Annotated in this window: 1 rRNA gene; it reads left to right on the plus strand. The window is 51.6% G+C overall.

The features are described 5' to 3' along the window. Positions 1–543: ribosomal RNA gene (locus tag EKL30_RS18765) — 23S ribosomal RNA — on the plus strand; the annotation flags it as partial.

Raw genomic sequence — 543 nt, forward strand, 5'->3', positions numbered from 1 at the left:
AGCGAAAGCGAGTCCGAATAGGGCGATTTTAGTCGCTGGGTGTAGACCCGAAACCAAGCGATCTATCCATGGTCAGGTTGAAGGCACGGTAACACGTGCTGGAGGACCGAACCCACTAATGTTGAAAAATTAGGGGATGAACTGTGGATAGGGGTGAAAGGCTAAACAAGCTTGGAAATAGCTGGTTCTCTCCGAAAACTATTTAGGTAGTGCCTCACGTATTACTGCCGGGGGTAGAGCACTGTTATAGCTAGGGGGTCATGACGACTTACCAACCTATGGCAAACTCCGAATACCGGCAAGTAGCAGCGTGGGAGACAGAGCACCGGGTGCTAACGTCCGGACTCAAGAGGGAAACAACCCAGACCGCCAGCTAAGGTCCCTAACTATGGCTAAGTGGGAAACGAAGTGGGAAGGCATTGACAGTCAGGAGGTTGGCTTAGAAGCAGCCATCCTTTAAAGAAAGCGTAATAGCTCACTGATCGAGTCGTCCTGCGCGGAAGATGTAACGGGGCTAAGCCATAGACCGAAGCTGCGGATAGG

Source organism: Candidimonas sp. SYP-B2681 (assembly GCF_003971065.1).
Taxonomy (GTDB): Bacteria; Pseudomonadota; Gammaproteobacteria; order Burkholderiales; family Burkholderiaceae_B; genus Pollutimonas.